This is a genomic window from Novosphingobium resinovorum (assembly GCF_001742225.1).
In the GTDB taxonomy this organism is placed as follows: Bacteria; Pseudomonadota; Alphaproteobacteria; order Sphingomonadales; family Sphingomonadaceae; genus Novosphingobium; species Novosphingobium resinovorum_A.
Window position 1 is genome coordinate 1,669,352 of the sequence record NZ_CP017076.1, and the last position, 15,619, is coordinate 1,684,970.

Annotated in this window: 15 protein-coding genes; 8 read left to right on the forward strand and 7 right to left on the reverse strand. The window is 65.6% G+C overall.

Annotated elements, in window-relative coordinates:
• Positions 1-52 precede the first annotated feature (52 nt).
• Complete coding sequence (locus BES08_RS24635) at positions 53-739, reverse strand: TetR/AcrR family transcriptional regulator (RefSeq protein ID WP_008830390.1); 687 nt, start codon at positions 737-739, stop codon at positions 53-55.
• A 272-nt stretch (positions 740-1,011) separates the two neighbouring features.
• Between BES08_RS24635 and BES08_RS24640 the strand changes: the two genes are divergently transcribed.
• The 7 genes from BES08_RS24640 (at position 1,012) to BES08_RS24670 (ending at position 9,786) form a co-directional block, all read left to right on the forward strand.
• Positions 1,012-2,646, forward strand: a complete 1,635-nt coding sequence (locus BES08_RS24640; RefSeq protein ID WP_036526583.1) for a class I adenylate-forming enzyme family protein — start codon at positions 1,012-1,014, stop codon at positions 2,644-2,646.
• Between the two features lie 254 nt (positions 2,647-2,900).
• Positions 2,901-3,662 (forward strand): SDR family NAD(P)-dependent oxidoreductase, encoded by a 762-nt coding sequence (locus BES08_RS24645; protein WP_008830392.1) that lies wholly within the window; start codon positions 2,901-2,903, stop codon positions 3,660-3,662.
• A complete protein-coding gene (locus BES08_RS24650) occupies positions 3,662-5,026 on the forward strand; it encodes an aromatic ring-hydroxylating oxygenase subunit alpha (protein WP_008830393.1) in 1,365 nt (454 codons plus the stop codon). Before BES08_RS24645 ends, BES08_RS24650 begins: the two co-directional genes overlap by 1 nt.
• 139 nt (positions 5,027-5,165) lie before the next feature.
• A complete protein-coding gene (locus tag BES08_RS24655; RefSeq protein ID WP_008830394.1) occupies positions 5,166-6,140 on the forward strand; it encodes a thiamine pyrophosphate-dependent dehydrogenase E1 component subunit alpha in 975 nt (324 codons plus the stop codon).
• Between the two features lie 10 nt (positions 6,141-6,150).
• Positions 6,151-7,161: an alpha-ketoacid dehydrogenase subunit beta gene (locus BES08_RS24660; protein ID WP_008830395.1), complete on the forward strand. Its 1,011-nt coding sequence runs from the start codon at positions 6,151-6,153 to the stop codon at positions 7,159-7,161.
• 11 nt (positions 7,162-7,172) lie between these two features.
• Positions 7,173-8,609, forward strand: coding sequence for a dihydrolipoamide acetyltransferase family protein (locus BES08_RS24665; protein WP_036526580.1), 1,437 nt, complete (start codon positions 7,173-7,175; stop codon positions 8,607-8,609).
• 13 nt (positions 8,610-8,622) lie between these two features.
• Complete coding sequence (locus BES08_RS24670) at positions 8,623-9,786, forward strand: acyl-CoA dehydrogenase family protein (RefSeq protein ID WP_036526579.1); 1,164 nt, start codon at positions 8,623-8,625, stop codon at positions 9,784-9,786.
• A 131-nt stretch (positions 9,787-9,917) separates the two neighbouring features.
• Here BES08_RS24670 and BES08_RS24675 read toward each other — a convergent pair whose 3' ends face one another.
• From BES08_RS24675 to BES08_RS24700, 6 genes are all read right to left on the reverse strand, one after another.
• Entirely contained in the window at positions 9,918-10,415 is a 498-nt protein-coding gene (locus tag BES08_RS24675) for a MaoC/PaaZ C-terminal domain-containing protein (protein WP_008830398.1), read from the reverse strand.
• The gene (locus BES08_RS24680; protein WP_036526577.1) at positions 10,412-11,323 is read right to left on the reverse strand and encodes an acyl-CoA thioesterase; all 912 of its coding nucleotides are present in this window, start codon (positions 11,321-11,323) and stop codon (positions 10,412-10,414) included. The genes BES08_RS24675 and BES08_RS24680 overlap by 4 nt, the downstream gene beginning before the upstream one ends.
• A 214-nt stretch (positions 11,324-11,537) precedes the next feature.
• Positions 11,538-12,020 (reverse strand): VOC family protein, encoded by a 483-nt coding sequence (locus BES08_RS24685; protein WP_036526576.1) that lies wholly within the window; start codon positions 12,018-12,020, stop codon positions 11,538-11,540.
• Positions 12,017-12,838, reverse strand: coding sequence for an SDR family oxidoreductase (locus BES08_RS24690; protein ID WP_036526574.1), 822 nt, complete (start codon positions 12,836-12,838; stop codon positions 12,017-12,019). The genes BES08_RS24685 and BES08_RS24690 overlap by 4 nt, the downstream gene beginning before the upstream one ends.
• 52 nt (positions 12,839-12,890) lie before the next feature.
• Positions 12,891-14,117: an aromatic ring-hydroxylating oxygenase subunit alpha gene (locus tag BES08_RS24695; protein WP_036526571.1), complete on the reverse strand. Its 1,227-nt coding sequence runs from the start codon at positions 14,115-14,117 to the stop codon at positions 12,891-12,893.
• Between the two features lie 170 nt (positions 14,118-14,287).
• Entirely contained in the window at positions 14,288-15,058 is a 771-nt protein-coding gene (locus BES08_RS24700; RefSeq protein WP_051586888.1) for an enoyl-CoA hydratase/isomerase family protein, read from the reverse strand.
• A gap of 135 nt (positions 15,059-15,193) precedes the next feature.
• On the opposite strand from BES08_RS24700, the gene BES08_RS24705 reads away from it, so the two are divergent.
• Positions 15,194-15,619, forward strand: a complete 426-nt coding sequence (locus BES08_RS24705; RefSeq protein ID WP_268957471.1) for a VOC family protein — start codon at positions 15,194-15,196, stop codon at positions 15,617-15,619.

Consider the following 15,619-nt stretch of genomic DNA (forward strand, 5'->3'; position numbering starts at 1 on the left):
TGCCCGCCACCACGGTAGCGGCGGGCGATCAAAAAGACAAACAAGATTGTTTTTACGAGACGGCGACGCCCTTGTGCCACGGCATCAGCGCGCGGATCTGGTTCTCAAGATGGGTCAGCATGGCCGGGACCTTGGCCTTGTCCATCGCGCCGGTTTGCACCGCGATGGCCATGCCTTCGAGGATCGTCTGGGACAGGTTCATGGCCATGTCGAACTGGGCCGGAGCATCGCGCCATTCGGGGAAAAGAGCATCAGCCTGCGCGTTGAAGCGTTCGCGGAATTCCTCCTGCAGCGGGAAGAGGATCGCGCCGAGGTCCTTGTCGGTGCGCGCCGCCACGGCAAGTTCGTGGAAGGCGATGAACGCGGGTTTCTGGACCTGCGCCCAGTAGACTTCCACCAGCGTATCGACGTCGTGCTCCTCCGGCTTCTCGGCGGCGCGGCGGAAAGCGCGCAGGCGCTTTTCGTGCAGTTCGATGATCGTCGCCTTGATGAGCGCGGCGCCGTTCTCGAAGTGATGCATCATCGCTCCGCGAGACAGGCCCGCCTCCTCGGCCACGCGCGGCGTCGTGGTGTTGGCGTAGCCGTGCTTGACGAGGCAGCGCACCGTCGCCTCGATCAGCCGCCCCCGCGTCTGTGCCGCCTTGGTCGCCTGCAGGGTCGTGCCGCCATTCTTTGCGGGAGACGCCTTGGGAGCGGCGGGCTTTGCAGTGCGGGTGGTGCGCGTGCGCGAAAGAGCCATGTGATTCGCCTGGAAAATGCTGTCGGCAGTGATTGCGGATTCAATCCGCTTACGCTCTGGACCGCCCGTTAGGCAAGCACCCGAAGGCCCCGGATCGCGGCCATTCCTGCGGATATCGCCCCGCTGGCATCACCTTGCCACCCCTGTAAACAAAACAGACATGACTGATTGTATTTTTCCCGCCGCTTGATAAGCTGGCGTCAAACACAGTTCGCATGATCGGGCGCTTTGCCGCGCGATCTGATAAGAGCACAGGACATGGGAGAGCGGGAATGGGCGATAGGCCAATCCTGACTATGGGCGAGATGGTGCGATCCTCGGCAGGCAAGTTCGGGGACCGCGATGCGATCGTACTGCCGGACCGGCGGCTGACGTATACCGAACTGAACGAGGCGGCGCGCAACTGGGCGCGGGCGTTCGTGGCGATGGGCGTGAAGCCCGGCGACAACGTCGGTCTGCTGCTGCCGACTTGCGTGGACTTCATCACAGCGTTCTACGGCATCACTATGACGGGCGCCGTCGCGGTGCCGGTCAACGCGCGGTATCAGGCGAGCGAACTGGGCTTCGTCGCCGCCGACGCCGATCTCGTGACGATCATTACCATCGGCAAAGTCGCCGACGGTCTCGATTTCAGCGCGCGTCTCGAAGCGGCGCTGCCCTCGCTGACGCAGGCGGAGGATCCCTGGGCGCTTGCCTTGCCCGAGGCGCCCCGCCTGCGCAGCATCGTGTGCCTGGACGACCGGTGCGCGCCTTACCTTGTTTCCGCCCGCGCGGCGCTGGGGGCGGGGCTGGAGACGCCCGAGGCCGAAGTGGATGCGCGGATCGACGCCGTCTCGCCGCAGGATACGGCGATGATCCTCTATACTTCGGGCACCACGGCCAATCCCAAGGGCGCGATGATCAGCCACCGCGCGCAAGTGGCGAACAGCCGCAATCTCGGTGTGCGCTACGAATGCACCGGCGAGGACAAGGTCTGGTCGCCGCTGCCGATCTTCCACATCGCCGGCATCCTGCCGATGACGATGATCCTCGACCTTGGCGGCGTCTACATGACGATCCCGCGCTTCGATGCCGGGGTGGGGCTGGCGATGCTGGGCAAGGAGGGCGCGACGATCGCCTATCCCAGCTTCGTCACGATCATGCAGGACCTCATCACCCACCCGACCTTCAAGGATACCGACCTGTCGAAGCTGCGGGTGATGAACTCCAACTTCGCGGTCCAGCCCGAATGGATCAAACTGGCGGTCGCCGAGGCCATGCCGCACACCATCCAGGTCGGCACGTACGGGCTGACGGAAGGCGCGGGCACCGTCTCCACCAGCCGTCTTTCCGACAGCTATGACGTGCGCACCGGCCGCTGCGGGGTGCCGCTCGACGAGTGGAATGTCCGCATCGTCGATCCAGAAACCGGCGAGGATTGCGGGCCGGGAGAGCAGGGCGAGATCGTGCTGGGCGGCCCGAACATCCTCAAGGGCTACTACAACGCCCCCGAAAAGACCGCCGAGGCCATCCGGGGCGGCTGGTTCTTCTCCGGCGACATCGGCTCGATCGACGCGGACGGCAACGTCATGTTCCATGGCCGCACCAAGGACATGCTCAAAGTCGGCGGCGAGAACGTCGCGGCGGCGGAGATCGAGGCCATGCTGCAGACTCATCCGGCGGTGAAGCTGGCGCAGGTCGTCAGCCTGCCGGACGACCGCTACGCCGAAGTCCCTGCCGCCTTCGTCGAACTCGCCGAGGGCGAGAGCGCCAGCGAGCAGCAACTGATCGACCACTGCAAGGGCCGCATCGCCAGCTTCAAGATCCCGCGTCATGTGCGCTTCGTCGCGGAGTGGCCGATGTCGACCTCCAAGATCCAGAAGTTCCGCCTGCGCGAAGGGCTGATCGCGGAGTTGCAGGCGGTTTGACGAAGGGCGTTAGCCCACCGCTCGTCATTGCGAGCGCAGCGAAGCAATCCAAGGCGGGTTACGCGGCCCTGGATTGCTTCGTCGGCTTCGCCGCCTCGCAATGACGTTGGGGAGAGGGGCATAGCTATCGCAATAAAAAAGGCAGTCGTGATTGTCTTTTTTATTGCATCGTCCGGGGCGAGGGGCTTACAGTCCTCTCAAGACTTCAAGGCCGCACTCCGACTCCGCGGCCATACGGAACAAGGAAGAAGCGAATGGATCTGGGACTGGCGGGCAAGAAGGCGATCCTCGTCGGCGCGGCGCGCGGCATCGGCTACTCGGTGGCCGAAGTCCTGGCGCGCGAGGGCTGCGACATCGCGCTCACCGCGCGCAGCGAGGATAGCGTCAAGGACGCCGTCGCCAACCTCTCGAAGTACGGCACCAAAGTCGTCGGCAAGGCCGTCAACGCCAAGCAGCCCGAGGAATACAAGGCCTGGATCGACTGGGCGATCGAAGCGCTCGACGGCGTCGATATCCTCGTGCCGTTCACCTCGGCCGGCGGCGGCATGGGCAGCGAGAAGTATTGGTACAACGCCTTCGAGACCGACGTGATGGGCGTGGTCCGCGCGGTCGAGGGCGTGATCGAAAAGATGACCGAGCAGCAGCGCGGCGCAATCGTCCTGCTCGGCTCGACTTCGGTGGGCGAGGCGATGGGCGGTCCGCAGGCCTACAACGCGATGAAGGCCAGCCTCGTCACCTGGGGCAAGCAGCTGGCGCTGTGGCACGGCAAGAACGGCATCCGCGTCAACGTCGTCTCCCCTGGTCCGATCGAGTTCGAGGGCGGCAACTGGGACATGATCAAGGGCACGATGGAGAAGTTCTACGCTTCCCAGCTTCGCCAGCAGCCTTCGGGCCGCCTCGGCCGACCGGAGGAAGTGGCCAAGGCCATCGCCTTCCTCGCCAGCGACGCTGCCAGCTGGTGCAACGGGTCGCACCTCGTCGTCGACGGGGGCTTCACCAACAGGACGCACTTCTGATGAAGCCGCATGTCATGGGCTGGGACCGGGCGTCGATGGACGTCAAGCGCGTCGTCGACGTGTTTCGCGTCGATCCCGAGTCCGTGGGCAACGGCACCCCGACGGAGCGTGCGCCCGATCCGGAGCTGGGCACCGACATAATCCCGGCCGCGCGCTACTACTCGCCCGATTTCATGAAGCTGGAGTGGGAGCGCGTCTGGACCAAGGTGTGGCTGCTCGGCGGCCGCTCCGACGACCTGAAGGAACCGGGCGACTATATCTGCACTGATATCGGCAAGGAATCCGTGCTGATCGTGCGTCAGGCCGACGGCTCGATCCGCGCCTTCCCGAACCTGTGCCTCCATCGCGGCAACCGCCTGCGTCCCGAGGGGCGCGGCAATGCCGAGAAGTTCCAGTGCATGTATCACCACTGGACTTACGGCCTCGACGGCAAGCTCGAGCATATCCCGGACTTGTGCACCTTCGTGCAGGGCGGCCCGGACGGCATGAAGCTGACGCCGCTGCCCTGTGTCGAGTGGAACAGCTTCGTATGGTTCTCGCTCGATCCGAAGGTCGAGCCGTTCGACGACTTCATCGATCCGCTGAAGCGCCACCTCGAACCCTATCATCCCGAGCGGATGGCGTGGATGCGCGACATCACCGTCGAGTGGGACTGCAACTGGAAAACTTCGGTCGATGCCTTCAGCGAGACTTACCACGTCCAGGGCATCCACCCGCAGCTCAAGTGGTATCTCGACGACGTCAACGTCCAGATCGACTGCTACGGCAAGCACAACCGCTACCTGATCCCCTTCGCGGCGATATCCCCGCGTGTGGCGATGCCGAGCCAGATCCCGCCCGCGATCCACGAGATCATGGTGCATGCGGGGATGGACCCGGCAGAATACGAAGGCCGCGTCTCCGACATCCGCCGCGACGTGCAACTGTTCAAGCGCGAGCATGGCGCGGCGCAGGGCAAGGACTATTCCGAACTCAATGACGAGCAACTGACCGACGACTACCACTACACGATCTTCCCGAACGTGTCGGTGAACGTCCACGCGGACGACGTCATGCTGTTCCGTCAGCGCCCGCACGCCACCGACCCGAACAAGATGTACTACGACATCTGGATGTTCGGCCTCGTCCCCGAGGGTGAGGAATGGCCGGAGCGGGTCCGCCATCAGCGCTTCAAACACGGCGACAAGACCATCGGTCAGGTGCTCGATCAGGATGCCTTCAACCTGCCGACGGTGCAGACGGGCATGCAGTCGGACTTCTTCCCCGGCCTGCACATCGGCGATCAGGAACTGCGCATCCGCCACTTCCACAAGGTGCTGGACGACTACATCTACACGCACGGGAAGGGGCCGGATGACTTGTGACAAGGACGTCGTCCCGGACTTGATCCGGGACCGCTGGCCGAGCGTCACCCAACCCTCGGCAGAGCGCGCCTAAAGACAGCCACCGGTCCCGGATCAAGTTCGGGACGACGATTTAAGAACACCAACGGGAGCAGCGGCGATGCAACTGAACCGCGACGAACTGCTGGGCGCCTATCGCCGGATGAAGACCATCCGCGAATTCGAGGAACGCCTGCACGAAGAGATCAAGACCGGCGAGATCGGCGGCTTCACGCACCTCTACGCCGGGCAGGAAGCGGTTGCCGTGGGCATCTGCGATCAGCTGACCGTGGACGACAAGATCGTCTCCACCCATCGCGGCCATGGCCACTGCATCGCCAAGGGTTGCGACGTGAAGGGCATGATGAAGGAGATCTACGGCCGCGCCGGAGGGCTCTGCAAGGGCCGCGCGGGCTCGATGCACATCGCCGACCTCGACGTCGGGATGCTGGGCGCCAACGGCATCGTCGGCGGCGGTGCACCGCAGGCGGTGGGCGCCGCGATCGCCGCGCGCATCGACGGCAAGGGCAGGGTGGGCGTGACTTTCTCGGGCGACGGCGCCTGCAACCAGGGCACCACTTTCGAGGCGATGAACCTGGCCGTCGTTACCAAGGTTCCGGCGATCTTCGTCTTCGAGAACAACCACTATTCCGAGCATACCGGCGATGCCTACGCCGTGGGCACCAGCAAGGACATCGCCAGCCGTGCCGAGGGCTTCGGGATGAAGGCCTGGCGGGCCAATGGCTGCGACTTCTTCGAGACTTATGCGGCCTTCACCGAGCTGCTCGAATATGTCCGCGCCGGTAACGGCCCCGCCGCGATCGAGCTGGATACCGAGCGCTACTACGGCCACTTCGAAGGCGATCCGCAGCGCTATCGCGGCAAGGGCGAACTCGATCGCATCCGTGCCGAGCGGGACTGCCTCAGGGCCTTCCGCGCGCGCGTGACCGGCGCCGCGCTGCTGACCGATGAGGATCTCGATGCGGTCGACGCCGAAGTGCTCGCCCTGATCGAGGAAGCCGTGGCCGAGGCGCGTGCCGACGAGCAGCCCGATCCCGCCACCGTCGCCGACGACGTCTACGTCGAATATTACTGAGGACCAGCGAATGGCCATCATGAACATCCGCGAGGCAATCGTCTCGACGCTGAACGCGGAAATGGAACGCGATTCCGACATCATTCTGCTGGGCGAGGACGTGGTGGGCGGCAACGGCACCGCCGGCGGCCCCGAGGCGATCGGCGGCATCTGGGGCACCAGCCCGGGCCTCTGGAAGAAATTCGGCCCCGAGCGCGTGATCGACACGCCCATCAGCGAAAGCGCCATCATCGGCGCGGCGGCGGGCGCGGCGCTTTCGGGCAAGCGGCCGGTGGCTGAACTGATGTTCGCGGACTTCGTGGGCGTCAGCCTCGACCAGATCTGGAACCAGATGGCCAAGTTCCGCTACATGTTCGGCGGCAAGACCAAGTGCCCCGCCGTGGTGCGGCTGGTCTATGGCGCCGGGATGCAGACGGCGGCGCAGCACAGCCAGTCGGTCTATGCGATGCTGACGGCGATGCCCGGCCTCAAGGTGGTGCTGCCCACCACCCCGGCCGACGCCAAGGGCCTGCTGACCGAAGCCCTGCGCGGCGACGATCCGGTGATGTTCTTCGAACACAAGACGCTTTACGGCGTGAAGGGCGAAGTGCCCGAGGGCGACCACCGCCAGCGCTTCGGCGAAGCGCGCGTGGTGCGCGAGGGTGGCGACGTCACCGTGGTCGCCTGCGGGCGCATGGTGAACTTTTCCGAAAAAGCGGCGGATGCAGTGGCGAAGGACGGCGTCGGTATCGACCTGCTGGACCTGCGCACCACCAGTCCGCTCGACGAGGACGCGATCCTGGAATCGGTGGAGCAGACCGGCCGCCTCGTCGTGGTGGACGAAAGCCCGCCGCGTTGCAGCCTGGCGGCCGATATCGCCGCGATGGTGACCGAGCGCGCCTTCACGAGCCTGAAAGCCCCGCCCGCGATGGTGACCGCGCCGCATAGCCCGATCCCCTTCGCCCGCAATCTGGAGCGTGCCTGGGTGCCTTCGCCGCAGAAGATCGAGGAAGCGGTTCGCCGCGTCCTCGCCTTCCGCTGAGGGGAGGGCACATGGCAAAGCTCACGCCCTTCACGATGCCCAAGTGGGGCATCGAAATGGCCGAAGGCACGATCGCCGACTGGATGGTGGCCGAGAATGCCCCGTTCGAACGCGGCGCCGTGCTCACGCTCGTCGAGACCGACAAGATCACCAACGAGATCGAGGCGGACAAGGACGGCCGCTTCGTGCGTATCCTTGCCGAAGCCGGGCAGACTTATCCGGTCGGCGCGCTGCTGGCGGTGCTGAGCGACGGTGGCGAAGCCAGCGCGGCCGAGATCGACGCGGTGATCGCGGCGTTCAGGCCGTCCGAGAGCGGCTTCGGCCCGGACGGAGACGATGCGTCAGGTCCGGCCCCGGCCGCGCCTGCCGTCGAACCGGAAAAGCCCGCTGCACCGCCGGTCCCCGAGGGCCTTGCCATCAGCCCCGCCGCGCTGGCGGAGGCGCAGCGCCTCGGCGTCGATCTCGCCACCGTCACCGGCACTGGCAGGGGCCGCCGCATCTTCGCGCAGGACGTGCATCAGGCCGCGCGGCCCGAAGCGAAGCCGCAGCTTGTCGGCGTGTTCGCGGCGACGCCGGACAGCCCGGTCCTCTCCACCCCCGTCGCGCGGCGTCTCGGCGCGCTGCACGGGTTGGACCTCGCCACGATCAAGGGCTCCGGCGCGCGCGGCAAAGTGCGGCGTGACGACGTGCTGGCGATCGTCCAGCAGGCCGCCCCGACACCCGCGCCCGCCAGCGCGGCCCCGGCACCTGTCGCAGCAGCGCCCGCACCGCGTCCGGCATCGGGCAATGTCGATGTCATGCCGATGTCCTCGATGCGCCGGACCATCGCGCGCAGGCTGACCGAGGCCAAGCAGCAGATCCCGCACTTCTACGTGCGCCGCCGCGTCCGCGCTGACCGGCTGCTGGCCCTGCGCGCCTCGCTCGGCCCGGACAAGCCCAGCGTCAACGACTTCATCGTCAAGGCCTGCGCTCTGGCATTGATGGAAATCCCGGCCGTCAACGTGCAGGTCCACGGCAACGACATCCACCGCTTCGGTTCGGCCGATGTTGCGGTGGCGGTGGCGACCGACAAGGGCCTCGTCACCCCGATCGTCTTCGGGGCCGACGACCTTTCGGTGGCCGCAATCGGCGCGGTGATGAAGGGCTTGGCCCAGCGCGCCCGCAGCGGCAAGCTGAAGCCGGAGGAATTCACCGGCGGCAGCTTCTCGCTTTCCAACCTCGGCGGGTTCGGGGTCGAACAGTTCGACGCCATCATCAATCCGCCGCAGGGCGCGATACTGGCGGTCGGCACTGCCCGACCCGAGCCCATCGACGACGACGGCGCGATCCGCATCGTGCCGGTGCTGCACCTTTCGCTCTCGTGCGACCACCGCGCGATCGACGGGGCCGACGGCGGCCGCTTCATGGCCGCGCTCGCGAACCTCATCGAACAGCCCCATTTGCTCTGACGGAAAAGAAACGATGAACTTCAAGCTGACCGAAGACCAGCTCCAACTGCAGGAAGCCGCCCGCACCTTCGCCCGCGCCGAACTGCCCGCCATCGCTGCCGAGCTGGAGCGCGACAACAAGCCGCCGAGCCGCGCACTGGTCAAGCGCTATGCCGAGATGGGCTTCCTGGGCATCAACGTGTCGAGCGATCTCGGTGGCCTCGGCCTCGGCAACATCGAGGCGCTGATCGTGCTGGAGGAATTCGGCAAGATTTCCTCGGCGGTCGGCTTTCCGATCTTCGAAAGCTCGGTCGGACCGGTGCGCGCGATCGAGCACTTTGCGTCCGACACGCTGAAGAAGCGCGTGGTTCCCGCCGTCTGCTCGGGTGACATGGTGGTGGCGGTCTCCATGTCCGAACCGGACGCGGGCAGCGCGCTGACCGACCTCAAGACCAAGGGCGTGGTCAAGGGCGACAAGCTCATCATCAACGGCACCAAGCGCTGGTGCTCGGGCGGCGGCCACTCGGACGCCTATGTCGTCTACTGCCGTCTTTCGGACGATCCGGGCGCCAAGGGCATCGGTGCGGTGCTGGTGGAAAAGGACGCGCCGGGCATCTCGTTCGGCCCGAACGAGGAGCTGATGGGGTTCCGCGGCGTGCCGTCGTCGGACATCAATTTCGACGATTGCGAAGTGCCGCTCGACAATATCATCGTGCAGGCCGGCGGCGGCTTCAAGAAGCTGATGGAAGCCTTCGACCTCGAACGCTGCGGCAATGCCACGATGTCGCTGGCGCAGGCCTCGGGCGCGCTGGAGGACGTCAGCGTCTACGTTCAGGAGCGCAAGCAGTTCGGCAAGCCCATCGCCGAATTCCAGGCGGTGCAGATCAAGCTCGCCGAGATGCAGATGAAGATCGAGGCCGCCCGCCTGCTGATCTGGCGCGCCGCCTCGCTGGCCGAGGATGGCCTGCCTTCGGTGCTGCACAGCTCCACCGGCAAGTGCTTCGCCAACACCATCGCGCGCGAGGTGACGGGCGATGCGATGCAGCTGATGGGGGCTTACGGCTACTCGAAGGAGTTCCCGATGGAGCGCCGCCTGCGGGACTCGTGGGGTTGGGGCATCGCGGGCGGGGCGATCGATATCCAGAAGGTCAATATCGCCGGGGCCATGCTCGGGCGGCGGTTCGATCAGCGGCGGTAGGTGGCGGAGGGGGCTTCGACAAGCTCAGCCTGAGCGGGACCTGAAAAACTGCTCTCCACACCGCTCAGGCTGAGCTTGTCGAAGCCCCCTCGGTTACAGAGCCATGAGGGGGTGGCCCGGCACCCGCGTTTCTAGCGCGCGGTGCCGGCCATCCGCTCCCTCGCGCCGCGCGTGTACACCAGGTTGATGCTGGTGAACGTCACCGCCTCGGTCCCGTCTTCCAGCACGACGGCGTAGCGTGTCATCGCCGTGCCGCGATCGGTGCGGGTCTTGGAGGGTTCGAGGCTCACGATCTCGCTGGTGACGTGGATCGTGTCCCCGGCCCGGATCGCGCGCTTCAGGCGCAGTTCGTCCCAGCCCACGCCGCAGACCCAGTCGATGTCCCAGTTTATCTCGTGGTCCATCTGCCGCCACAGCGCGAGGACGTGGATGCCGCTCGCCACCACTTCGCCGAAGACCGACTGCGCGGCGCTTTCCGGGTCGGTGTGGAACCATTGCGGATCGTACTTGCGTGCGAACTCCAGCATTTCTTCCTGCGTCACCGTGCGCGAGGAGGAGCGGCGGAACTCGCCGAGTTCCAGATCCTCGAAGGTGCGGTGCGGTTTTGCGGGAGTGAACAGCTCGGTCACAACTTTCCTTCGCGTTTCTGGTCTAGCATCCGCGCGAGGCCCTGCTGGCTGACGGTGGCGACGAGGGTGCCGTCGCGGCGGAAGATGTTGCCCCGGCCGAGCGCCAGCGCGTCGGTCGCGGCGGGGCTGTCCATCGCGTAGAGCATCCATTCGTCCACGCGGAAGTCATCATGAAACCAGATCGCGTGGTCGAGGCTGCTGCTCTGCAGGAAGTCGTTGGCCCAGCCGATGCCCAGCGGCCCCAGCGCCGTGTGGAAGATGTGCAGGTCCGAGGCATAGGCGAGCAGGCGCTGGTGGACGTCGAGCGGGCCGTCGATCGTGTCGTTCAGGCGGAACCAGAAGCTGCGCGTCGCCGGGCGAACGTCGCGCTCGTCGAACGGGAACATGCCGATCGGGCGCCAGTCGATCTGCTGGCGGCGACGCCAGAAGGGACGGTGGCGTTCGGGCAGGCGATCGCCGTATTGCGCCACCAGTTCGGCGAGGCTGGTCAAGCCTTCGGGCTCCGGCACGTCGGGCATCGGGAAGCCGTGGCGGCCGGAAGGCTCGGGCGCCTTGAAGGAGGCCATCAGGTTGAGGATCGGCGCGCCGTCCTGCGTCATGCGTACGGTGCGGTTGGCGAACGTGCGCCCATCGCTTTCGCGCGTTACGGCGAATTCCACCGGACGGTCGATCAGGCCGGGCTGGAGAAAATAGGCGTGGAGGCTGTGCGCGACCTTGTCCTGCGGCACCGTCAGTCGCGCGGCGGCAAGGCATTGCGACAGCGCCATGCCGCCGTAGAGGCGCAGGAGATCGCTCGGGACCGGCGCCACGCGGTAGTGGTCGGGGGCGATTTTCTCGAAAGCATAGGCGAGGCGGCGTTCGAGTTCCGGGTCATCGATGTAGGGATTGGTATCGGGCAAGCAGTGCATCCAATTTCGTCGTCCCGGACTTGTTCGGGGACCGTGGGCGTGTGACGCGGGGGCTTCGACAGGCTCAGCCTGAGCGGAATTATAGGTTATTACACGACCTCCGCTCACCCTGAGCTTGTCGAAGGGTCTCAGCTGAGCTTGTCGAAGCCCCCTCTGCCAGCACTGATCTAAAGACCGCCAGCGGTCCCGGATCAAGTCCGGGACGACGTGGCGATCACGCCGCAGCCTCAGTTACCGCCAGTTTTTCGAACCCGAACCCGCAGTCCGGATCGACGATCTGCAGCAGTTCCACCACGTTGCCGTCGCAGTCCTTGCCGTAAGTGGCACGGGTCGCCGCCGAGCCGCCGGGCTCGCAGTTGAACTCCATGCCCAGCGCGGTGAGCCGCTCGTATTCGGCGAAGACGTCGTCGCAGTAGAGGCAGATATGGGTGATGCCCCGGTCGCACATGCGCGGATGGACCACCTGCGGATCATTGCTGGTATATTCGAAGACTTCGATATGCAGGTTGCCCAGCCGGATCATCTCGTAGCGGGCGCTGCTGTCCGTGAGGCCGACCATCGTGTCGATGCGGGCGTTGCCGGGCTGCCAGCCGCCCTCCTTGCCGGCGCGCTCGAAGCCGAACCAGCGCTGGTAGTGATCGACGAACCGTTCGAGGTCCGGCGTCGAGATGGCGAGGTGGTGGACGCCCCGGATCATGCCGCCTGACCCACGGCGGACTGACCCACTGCGGATCTGGCGGCTTTCACGGCCGAGACGATCTCGGCGTTGGTGGGATTGCGGCGCAGGGTCAGGCCGCCGTTCACCTGCAGCACCTGCCCGCTCATGAAGCAGGCGTCGCCCGCCAGCCACGAGACGGCTTCGGCGATGTCCTCGCTGGTGCCGACGCGGCCCAGGGGATATTCCCTGGCGAAGGTATCGGTGATCGCCGTATTCTTCGCCGCTTTCTCGGTCATCGGCGTGGCCGTGAAGCCGGGCGCGACCGAGTTGGCGCGGATGCCGCGATGGCCGAATTCGTTGGCCACACAGCGGATCACGTGGTCGGCGCCCGCCTTGGTGCCCATGTAGGCGGCATGGTCCTCCAGCATGATCGAGGCGGTGGCGGAACTGATCTGGATCAGCGAGCCGCCGTCGCGCATCACCCGCAGCATCGCCTGATAGAACAGGATCGCGCCGGTGAACTGCAGCGCGGTCATCTTCTCGATCTCGGCCTTGGTGGTGTCGAGGAAGGGTTTGAGCAGACCCCAGCCGGTGGCGTTCACGGCGATGTCGATGCCGCCGTAAGTCGCCTTCGCGGTGTCGCCGAGGCGGGCGAGGTCTTCCTCGCTGGTGAGATCGCAGCCGGTCACCGCCAGCCCGCCGATCTCGGTGGCGAGGCGTTCCAGTTCCTCCGCCTTGCGCCCGGCGACGATCACCGTCGCGCCATCGGCGGCAAGGCGGCGCGCGATCACTTGCGCCATGTTGTCCCGGTTGGCCGCGCCGACGACGACGGCGACCTTTCCTGCCAGATCGGCCATGCGTGTTCTCCCGTTATCCTGTTTTCTCGTCCCGCGTGGGAGCGGGGCAAAGTCAGTCCCGCTGTACCCAGTCGCCCAGCACCTGCTCGACGCGCGTGTGCTCCGGCACCCGGTTGAGGCCGATGCGGCGGTCGAGTTCCTCGTGCCAGTGATAGATGCGGCGCTCCTGATAGTTGAGCGGCATCGCCCTGAAGCCCGGGCTTTCCAGCGATTCCTGGATTTGCGGCGCGTATTGCAGGTCCTCGTAGAGAATACGCTCCCAGTTGCTCAGGCGCGTGGGCCAGAGCGGGTGCGGGTTCTCGGGATCGTGGTCCGGTGCCAGCCAGCTGGACACCACGCGCGTGCGCTTCGTGCCGATCGGCCAGAACTGCAGAATCGGGATGCCGGTGGGGGCAGGGGGCATGATGAAGTTGGGGTAGATCTGGTAGCTGACGTTGTTCTTGGCCGGGAACTCGGTGATCGATGCGATTTCCGGCATGCCCACGGTGCCGGGATCGACCCAGTCGGGGCGCCGGTTCGGCGTCGCCATGCGGCTGTGGCCGTTCGGCCAGAGCGTGATGATCATCGCGCGGTGATCGAGGAAGCGGTCCACCGTGTTCACGTGGATCGACTTGATGTGGTAGACCTCGAGGAAGGCGTCGAGCAGGACCTTGACGTTGCAGTCCACCTCGTAGCTGCGGCTGTCGACGAGGCGCAGCTTCTCAAGCTCGAACTGCTCCAGCTGCTCCGCCATCGGGCCGATGTGTTCCATCAGCGGCTGCGCATCGGGATCGCGGTTGATGAAGATCAGCGAGCCCAGCAGTTCGCAGCGCACCTGTACCAGCGAGCGGCAGGACATGTCGAAATCGACGAAGTCGCGCTTGTCGCGCACCGCCGTCAGCTTGCCGTCGAGGGTATAGCTCCAGCCGTGATAGCCGCAGACGAAGCCGCGCCCTTCGCCCGATTCCTCGGTGACGAGGGGGGCGCCGCGATGCTGGCAGGTGTTGTAGAACGCCTTGACCTCGCCCTGTAGGTTGCGCGCGACGATGATCGGCACGCCCGAATTGCGGGTCAGGAACCAGGAGCCCGGATTTGGCACCTGATCGGTGTGGCCCGCATAGAGCCACGCCTTGTCCCACATCATCTCCTTTTCGAGTTGCAGGAATTCGGGGTCGGTATAGCGGCTGCCGGGAATGTCGGGCAGCTTGGGAAAGCCCTCGGGCGGCCCCTTGCGATCCCGCTCGTAGTCCATCCGCGCGAAATCGTTCTCGGGGCTTTGATCTGCGACCAGATCGAGCATCGGCCTTCTCTCCCTTGCCTTGCACTCCGGTTGGGCGGAGTGGGCCGCAGCAGAATCAAAAAACAGACATGAATGTTTGATTCTGCCGATGTGATGCTTGCGATCCTACCTCCTGCACGATAAAACAGTCAACAGTGATTGTAATTTCACCATCTCGACGAGCGGACGCGTCAGCGCTGGCCGAACTGCGCATCGCGCTTCTGTGCATAGGCGGCGATGCCTTCGCGGCTGTCGGCGCTGGCGAGCGTGGCCTTGCCCCAGGCATTGCCCACCGCGAGCGCCTGTGCGGTGTCCATGCCGGTGGAAAGCTCGTAGAGTTCGCGCCCGTTGGCGATCGCCTGCCAACTGTTCGCCAGCATCGCCTGCGTAACCTCCAGCGCGCGGTCCAGCAGGCGGTCGCCGGGCACGACTTCGGTGACGACGCCAAGGTCGTAGAGGCGGCGGGCGGGGAGCAGTTCGCCGGTCATGATCATCGCCAGCGCCGTGGCGCGGGGGACTTGTGCGGCAAGGCGCTGGATGCCGCCCGCGAAGGCGAAGAGGCCGCGCTTCACTTCGCTCACGCCCATCAGCGCGTGGTCGGCGGCGAAGACCATGTCGCAGGCCATCATGATCTCGAATCCGCCCGCGACGGCGGTGCCGTTGATCGCGGCGATCAGCGGCTTGGTGCGGCGGCGCTCGGTGATGCCGCCGAAGCCGCGGCCGGGGATCAACCCGTGACCGGCGCCGATGCGCTCAGCTTCCTTGAGGTCCATGCCGGCGCAGAAGGCGCGGTTGCCGGTGCCGGTGACGATGATCGCGCCGACCGCCGGGTCCGCCTCGGCCGCCGAGATCGCCTCGTCCATCGCCCGCGAGGTTGCCGCGTCGAGCGCGTTTCGCGCGTCCTCGCGGTCGATCGTCAGCAGGCACACGGCGCCGCGGTGTTCCACGATCAGTCCGGTCATTGCGTTATTCTCCCAAAGTCATCCGCCAATTTCAGGTGGTGTTATCCGCTTTTCGAATCACGGCAGCATATAAGCTGATCGATAATATGGGATGAGGATAAATTGAAATCTTTCGAAAAACTGCATCATCATGGATTGATAGTAGAAGATATCCATAGATCCATGGACGAATTGGGGTGTGGACTTGGAGTAAATTGGTGTCCTGTCCGCAAGTTCGATCCTTTGCGGGTCTGGTTGCCTGATGCGGGCTGGTCCGAGGCGCATCTTACCGTCACTTATTCGCGGCAGGGGCCGATCCATATCGAACTGATCCAGATGGTGCCCGGTGGCGCCTACGAGGCCTTGCGCGCGGTTTCGCCCGCGCATGTCGGGGCCTGGGTGGACGATGTCGGCGCGGAGGTGGAAGCGCTGCTGACGGAGGGCTGGCGCCTCATCGCGGCAGGCGCGTCCCCCAAGCATCGCTACGGCCAGATGGCCTATATGGCGCGCGGCGACGGCCCGGTGCTGGAACTCGTGGGCGAGCCGATCCGGCCGATGATCGAAGAATGGATAGGGTCATGA

What these genes read in the sequence shown, in the direction of transcription:
- BES08_RS24660 (WP_008830395.1), top strand. Translation starts at nt 6,151, where the DNA reads ATGGCCATCATGAACATCCGCGAGGCAATCGTCTCGACGCTGAACGCG.
- BES08_RS24650 (WP_008830393.1), top strand. Translation starts at nt 3,662, where the DNA reads ATGAAGCCGCATGTCATGGGCTGGGACCGGGCGTCGATGGACGTCAAG.
- BES08_RS24670 (WP_036526579.1), top strand. Translation starts at nt 8,623, where the DNA reads ATGAACTTCAAGCTGACCGAAGACCAGCTCCAACTGCAGGAAGCCGCC.
- BES08_RS24635 (WP_008830390.1), bottom strand. Translation starts at nt 739, where the DNA reads ATGGCTCTTTCGCGCACGCGCACCACCCGCACTGCAAAGCCCGCCGCT.
- BES08_RS24645 (WP_008830392.1), top strand. Translation starts at nt 2,901, where the DNA reads ATGGATCTGGGACTGGCGGGCAAGAAGGCGATCCTCGTCGGCGCGGCG.
- BES08_RS24700 (WP_051586888.1), bottom strand. Translation starts at nt 15,058, where the DNA reads ATGACCGGACTGATCGTGGAACACCGCGGCGCCGTGTGCCTGCTGACG.
- BES08_RS24655 (WP_008830394.1), top strand. Translation starts at nt 5,166, where the DNA reads ATGCAACTGAACCGCGACGAACTGCTGGGCGCCTATCGCCGGATGAAG.
- BES08_RS24640 (WP_036526583.1), top strand. Translation starts at nt 1,012, where the DNA reads ATGGGCGATAGGCCAATCCTGACTATGGGCGAGATGGTGCGATCCTCG.
- BES08_RS24695 (WP_036526571.1), bottom strand. Translation starts at nt 14,117, where the DNA reads ATGCTCGATCTGGTCGCAGATCAAAGCCCCGAGAACGATTTCGCGCGG.
- BES08_RS24690 (WP_036526574.1), bottom strand. Translation starts at nt 12,838, where the DNA reads ATGGCCGATCTGGCAGGAAAGGTCGCCGTCGTCGTCGGCGCGGCCAAC.
- BES08_RS24685 (WP_036526576.1), bottom strand. Translation starts at nt 12,020, where the DNA reads ATGATCCGGGGCGTCCACCACCTCGCCATCTCGACGCCGGACCTCGAA.
- BES08_RS24665 (WP_036526580.1), top strand. Translation starts at nt 7,173, where the DNA reads ATGGCAAAGCTCACGCCCTTCACGATGCCCAAGTGGGGCATCGAAATG.
- BES08_RS24680 (WP_036526577.1), bottom strand. Translation starts at nt 11,323, where the DNA reads ATGCACTGCTTGCCCGATACCAATCCCTACATCGATGACCCGGAACTC.